This window comes from Vibrio sp. V42_P2S4T144 (assembly GCF_009904715.1).
GTDB classification, from domain to species: Bacteria; Pseudomonadota; Gammaproteobacteria; order Enterobacterales; family Vibrionaceae; genus Vibrio; species Vibrio alginolyticus.
This window is the reverse complement of sequence record NZ_WXWS01000346.1, coordinates 1-5,930: the sequence shown is the minus strand read 5'-3', so window position 1 is coordinate 5,930 and position 5,930 is coordinate 1. Positions and strand designations below refer to the sequence as shown.

4 protein-coding genes are annotated in these 5,930 nt (G+C 43.9%); 1 reads left to right on the top strand and 3 read right to left on the bottom strand.

The genetic code is table 11. From position 1 onward, the window contains the following. Positions 1-86 precede the first annotated feature (86 nt). Together CAG68_RS12020 and CAG68_RS12015 are read right to left on the bottom strand one after the other, a co-directional pair. The gene (locus tag CAG68_RS12020) at positions 87-1,388 is read right to left on the bottom strand and encodes an anaerobic sulfatase maturase (protein ID WP_053303500.1); all 1,302 of its coding nucleotides are present in this window, start codon (positions 1,386-1,388) and stop codon (positions 87-89) included. Positions 1,389-1,494: 106 nt separating this feature from the next. Then, positions 1,495-3,021, bottom strand: a complete 1,527-nt coding sequence (locus CAG68_RS12015; RefSeq protein WP_017635363.1) for an arylsulfatase — start codon at positions 3,019-3,021, stop codon at positions 1,495-1,497. 141 nt (positions 3,022-3,162) lie between these two features. Here CAG68_RS12015 and CAG68_RS12010 point away from each other — a divergent pair, with 141 nt between their 5' ends. Then, positions 3,163-4,020: a LysR family transcriptional regulator gene (locus tag CAG68_RS12010; protein ID WP_025767859.1), complete on the top strand. Its 858-nt coding sequence runs from the start codon at positions 3,163-3,165 to the stop codon at positions 4,018-4,020. Positions 4,021-4,154: 134 nt separating this feature from the next. Here the strand turns inward: CAG68_RS12010 and CAG68_RS12005 are convergent, their stop codons facing one another. After that, the gene (locus CAG68_RS12005) at positions 4,155-5,702 is read right to left on the bottom strand and encodes an arylsulfatase (RefSeq protein ID WP_005376560.1); all 1,548 of its coding nucleotides are present in this window, start codon (positions 5,700-5,702) and stop codon (positions 4,155-4,157) included. Positions 5,703-5,930 lie beyond the last annotated feature (228 nt).

Sequence of the window (5,930 nt, the reverse complement as noted above, 5' to 3'; positions counted from 1 at the left end):
TAGGATACCTTTTCAATGGTTTAAGCCGTCTTTTCGATAGTTAAGTATAAGAACAAATGAAATAACTTAAGGTTATATTCACTATGTTATCTTTGCGGTTCTTGAGATTGGAGAAGTTGTGCAAGACCAACCAACATCGGTAACGCATAATCAAAGAACATTTTGATTCCCGAACACAAATAGTTTAGACCACTCTCACCATTCGGCGTTTTGATCAAACGGTTTTTGGGGCACTCACCCCAACAATAAGGCAAGTAAGGGCATTGCTTACAATACGTCGGCAATGAATCGCGTTTTGCCATGCCAAAAGTATATTGTCTTGTAGAGAAGGCCATTTCATTCAGTGAGTGTTCATGAATGTTGGCGAGTTTGTATTCTGGATACACATAGTGGTCGCAACTGAACACGTCGCCATTGTGCTCAATCGCCAACCCTTTGCCACAAAACTCCGCCGTCACGCAAAGCTGAGACGGTTTCCCCATTACTTGCGCCACCGCGGTTTCAAACAGATTAACCAACACACGGCCAAGATCGTTATTCACCCACTCTTCAAAGGTCGCCATTAAAAAGCGTCCCCAGTCTTCAGGATCGACTGACCAATCCGTTACAATCGACATTGGATGCCCCGGTTTAGCCAGATCACTGCCTTTGGTTGGGATCATCTGTTCGTTCCAAAACTGCGGCGCGGTTGTTTGGAAGTTGTTGGCTTCTACCACCGGCGCAAACTGAATATAAGTCACACCCAATTCTTGGGTTAAAAATCGATATACTTCGAGCGGGTATTTCGCATTGTGACGATTCACCGTGACCAACGCGTTGAATTTCACGCCATGCGCTTTGAGCTTATCTACCGCTTTCATCACGAGATCAAACGTTGGCTTACCGCTGCGGGTTTTGCGATATTTGTCGTGCAGCTCTCGTGGTCCATCAATCGACAAGCCAACTAGGAAGTTGTGCTCTTTTAAAAACGCACACCACTCATCGTTTAGCAAAATGCCGTTGGTCTGAAGATCGTTTTCAATGCGAACGCCTTTCGGCTGATGTTTCTTTTGCAAAGCTACGACATTGCGGAAATAGTCCAACCCAAGCAGCGTCGGCTCCCCGCCCTGCCATGAGAATACAATTTCTTCGCCATCCTGACTTTCGATATAGCTTTTCACGAACGCTTCCAGTGTTGCGTCGTCCATTTTTGGCTGCTTTTCTTGGTGCAGTAGATTTTCTTTATGCAGATAAAAGCAGTACTGACAATCGATGTTGCACTTTGCTCCGCCTGGCTTTGCCATCACATGGAATCGACGGTCATACGCGCCCAGAACCGGCGCTTTAGACGCCGTTTTAAGAGGAACAATAGGCATAGTAGTAGAATGGCGAGGGGAAATCTTACTCATACGTTTCTCACTATTACATATACCCAAATAACCTCCTGAGCGCTGTACAGCAAAAGTGAAGCTATTTGGGTATATAGCGCTCCAAAAAGCGCTATATAATCTTAATTTACTTAGAAGACTTAGGTACGAACGAACCTGCTTCCATACGAGGAGGGAATTCTTTGAATGTACCCATCACCTCTTTCACTGTATCCATTGCTGGCATCATTAAGAATGAACGCTCGTACATCCAACGAGAATAACCCATGCCTTGATCGCCTCGTTCAAATGGATCAATGCTCAAGTCAAAGATCAGTGGCACACGAAGTTTAGTGAACGGCTTACGCCATACATCCATACCCGTTTCATTCTCTTGAATCATAAAGTGGAACTTGTACTTTCCTTGGCGCAATGCCACAAGATCGCCGTCGTCACTCCAGTAAACGAACTCATTTCGTGCGGATTTGTCTGACTTACCCGTTAAATATGGCAGTTGGTTGTAACCGTCTAGGTGAACTTTGTAGTCCATATCGCCAACTTTTTTGCCTTTTAGCAGTTCGTCTTTAACTTTGGTATCACCTGCCGCAGCAACTAGTGTCGGGAAAAAGTCCTCTAATGACATCATGCCGTTGAATGTTTTACCTGCCTCAATTTTTCCAGGCCATTTAATTAACATTGGCACACGGAAACTCCCTTCCCAACCAGTGTTTTTCTCTGAGCGGAACGGTGTCATCCCTGCATCCGGCCACAAATCAACCATAGGGCCGTTGTCAGTGGTGTAAACAATGATTGTATTGTCATCCACACCTAACTCTTTGATCTTGTTAAGTAGCTGACCGATTTGGTCATCGTGCTGCTTAACACCATCCGCGTAGAAACCGGCACCTGTTTTACCTTGGTATTCTTCAGGAACATGTGTGAAGTTGTGCATGCGAGTGGTGTTAAACCAAGTAAAGAACGGCTTGTCCGCTTTTACTTGTTTTTCTATGAAGCTTTCTGCGGCATCAAGAAACTCACCATCAACATTTTCCATACGCTTACGCGTAAGTGGACCGGTATCTTCGATTTTGCCGTCAGCGTAAGAATGGATAACGCCACGAGGGCCAAATTTCTTCTTGAACTCCGGATCTTTAGGGTAATCCACGTTCTCTGGCTCTTCTTCTGCGTTCAAGTGGTATAGGTTGCCGAAGAATTCATCAAAACCGTGGTTGGTAGGAAGATGCTCGTCTCGGTCACCTAAATGGTTCTTACCAAATTGTCCGGTTGCGTAACCCATTTGCTTAAGCACGGTTGCAATCGTCGGATCTTTTTCCGAGATACCTTCCGGAGCGCCTGGTAAGCCCACTTTTGATAGACCTGTACGTTTTGGCATTTGACCAGTGATGAATGCAGAACGGCCTGCTGTCGAGCTTTGCTGTGCGTAGAAGTTAGTGAACTTCGCACCCTCTTTAGCAATGCTATCGATGTTTGGCGTGTTGTACGCCATCATGCCTTGGTTGTAGGTACTAAGGTTCCAGTAACCAACATCATCACCAAAAATGACAAGAATGTTGGGTTTGTCCGCTGCATGTGCAACTGCAGATGCAGCGCCCAAAGCTAACGTACATGCGTTAAGTACGAGTTTTTTACTGCTCGTTTTGGTCGCATTTTTCATATTATCTCCAAGAGTTCGCTAGTGCGTAAAAAATGGTATTCGCTTTCCAATACCATTGTTGATATAAGATAAAGCACTAATTTCAGGCGATAAATGCAGTCAAAATTAGTTAACCTATAAATTAAATTTATGAGTGACGTTATGGACTTGAATTTGATCCAAACTTTTCTTGTTGTTGCGGAGTTTCAATCTTATACAAAAGCCGCGGAACAATTAGGGCTTACACAACCTGCTGTGAGCGCTGCAATAAAGCGTTTAGAGCAAGTCGTAGATAAGCAATTATTCGTTAAGAAAGGACGAGGGATCGCACTAACCTCCACCGCTTATCAATTACTGCCGCAATTCCAGCAAGCGGTTAATATTATTGACAATGCGATATCTGATAAAAATCATTTTGAAGTGTGTTGTTCGGAAATTTTGTTGCACATTATGGACCCAATAAAGAACACTATTTTTTATGAATCACCACCCGAAAAGTTCCTATTATTTGAGCTGTTAAGACAACAAAAAGTCGATCTAGTAATCGATACGGTGATCACGAAAGATGCAGCGTTTATTATTGAAGATGCCTATGAGGAAGAAGCCGTGGTTATCTGTCGTGAGAACCATCCCCGTGTACATGGCACGCTCACAAAAGAGCAATTTTATGAGGAAACTCACTGTTTATTTTCAGGAAAATGGAACAACATGTCGGGGTTCGAGCAACTAGCAAAGGAAACAATTCAAGAAAGAAAAGTCGACTTGATCACATCTTCGCTAGCAGGCATGGCGCTGTATGTCGCCCAAAGAGACAGTTTAGGGATCGTTTCTCAATCTTTTGCAAACAAGTGGAGCAAAGCGCTCAAACTTCAAATTTTGCCCTGCCCCATTTCGATACGCTCTATCCCTTACAAGTTCGTTTACCATAAGCGAGAGGTAAACAACCCAGCCCACATCGCTCTACGTGAAAAAATCAAAGCCAACTTAACGGCAGCCCACTACGAACCAATTTGTTTATAACTCTTGTCAATTGAAGCGTTAGGCGTTTTCGTCATCAAGCTTTCTACAAACCTTAATAGATAGAATTTTACAGATAAAAAAGAGGCTCACGTTAATGAGCCTCTTTCTATATGTAATGCTTCACTTAGCTTTTCCTACTTATTTGGGTTCTCTTTTAGTTTCTCCATCACTTGATCGAGCGAGAAGCTTGCTGCTTTTTGCCTTGGTGGGAACTCTTTAAACGTTTCAAGGAATCTGCCTACGTAAGCTTGCGCAGGAACAAGCATGTAAGCACGGTCTAGCATCCAATCGTAGTAAGTGTTAGAAGTGATATCAGCCACTTCGTAAGGATCCATACGCAAGTTGAAGATCTTAGGAACACGAAGTGTGGTGAATGGTTCAGCCCAAATACGCAACGTGCCTTTTGCTCGTTGCTCCATAAAGACCAGCTTCCATTTGTTATAACGAAGTGCAGTTAAGTCTCCATCATCTGAGAAGTAAAAAATTTCTTCACGTGGGGCCTTATCCTCTTTACCAGTCAAATATGGTAGGAAGTTATAGCCGTCTAGGTGAACTTTGAATTTCTTACCATTCGCACTATAACCTTTGAGCAATTTCTCTTTGATATTGTCATCACCCGCGGCAGCAACGAACGTTGGCATCCAGTCCATGTGATGCATGATATCATTCGAAACAGAGCCAGCTTTAATTTTACCCGGCCAACGTACCATCGCAGGAACTCGGTACGCACCTTCCCAGTTGGTATTTTTCTCTCCACGGAATGGCGTTGTGCCTGCATCTGGCCACGAGTTCATGTGTGGGCCATTATCGGTGGAGTAAAAGACGATTGTGTTGTCTTTAATACCCAAATCATCCACTTTTTTCAGCAGCTGACCTACATGATTATCATGCTCGACCATACCATCTGCATACTCGCTGATGCCTGTTTTTCCAGAGTTCTCTTCTTTCACATGAGTACGGAAGTGCATACGAGTTGCGTTCCACCAGACAAAGAAAGGTTTTTCAGCCTTGACTGCACGATCCATAAAGTCGAGTGCCGCATCTAACGTCTCTTCATCCACGGTTTCCATGCGCTTGCGAGTTAGAGGTCCTGTATCTTCAATTTTGCCATCAGCGTACGAACGGATAACGCCGCGCGGACCGAACTTTTTACGAAACTCAGGATCTTTAGGATAATCGACGTTTTCTGGCTCCTCCTCGGCGTTCAAGTGATAAAGGTTGCCAAAAAATTCATCGAAGCCGTGATTAGTAGGAAGGTGCTCATCTTTATCACCTAAGTGGTTTTTACCAAATTGCCCTGTCATATAGCCCATCGGCTTCAGCATTTCGGCAATGGTTGCGTCCTCTTCCTTCAAGCCAAGATCAGCACCTGGAAGCCCCACTTTACTCAAACCTGTTCTAAGAACGGTTTGGCCCGTAATGAAAGTAGAACGGCCCGCTGTACAAGATTGCTCACCGTAATAGTCAGTGAACATCATGCCTTCTTTGGCGATACTGTCTATATTTGGTGTTTTGTACCCCATCAAGCCAAACGTGTAAGCACTGAGATTGGACTGGCCAATATCATCACCCCAAATGACGAGAATATTTGGTTTCTCTGCTGCGATACTGCTACTTGTCGCACCGATTAAAGCGGCGGCAAGAATCGCTAATCGGCGTTTAACGCCATATTTCGCTGTCATATAAACCTCTGTGTGTATTAGAAAAGTGCTTCCTGCAACAGAATGTATAGTTCACAAATAGCGGATAAGCGAATTTACTAAATGAGAATTCTTTCTATCTTCGCCTAACATTACACCGTTATTTGTAGCTAATACGCACTCCAATAGCACTTTAGTTCAGAGCGCCATCGCACCATTCATCACTACTGTTAATCTCAAATATTAAGATTGTCTACGCATATCACAGTG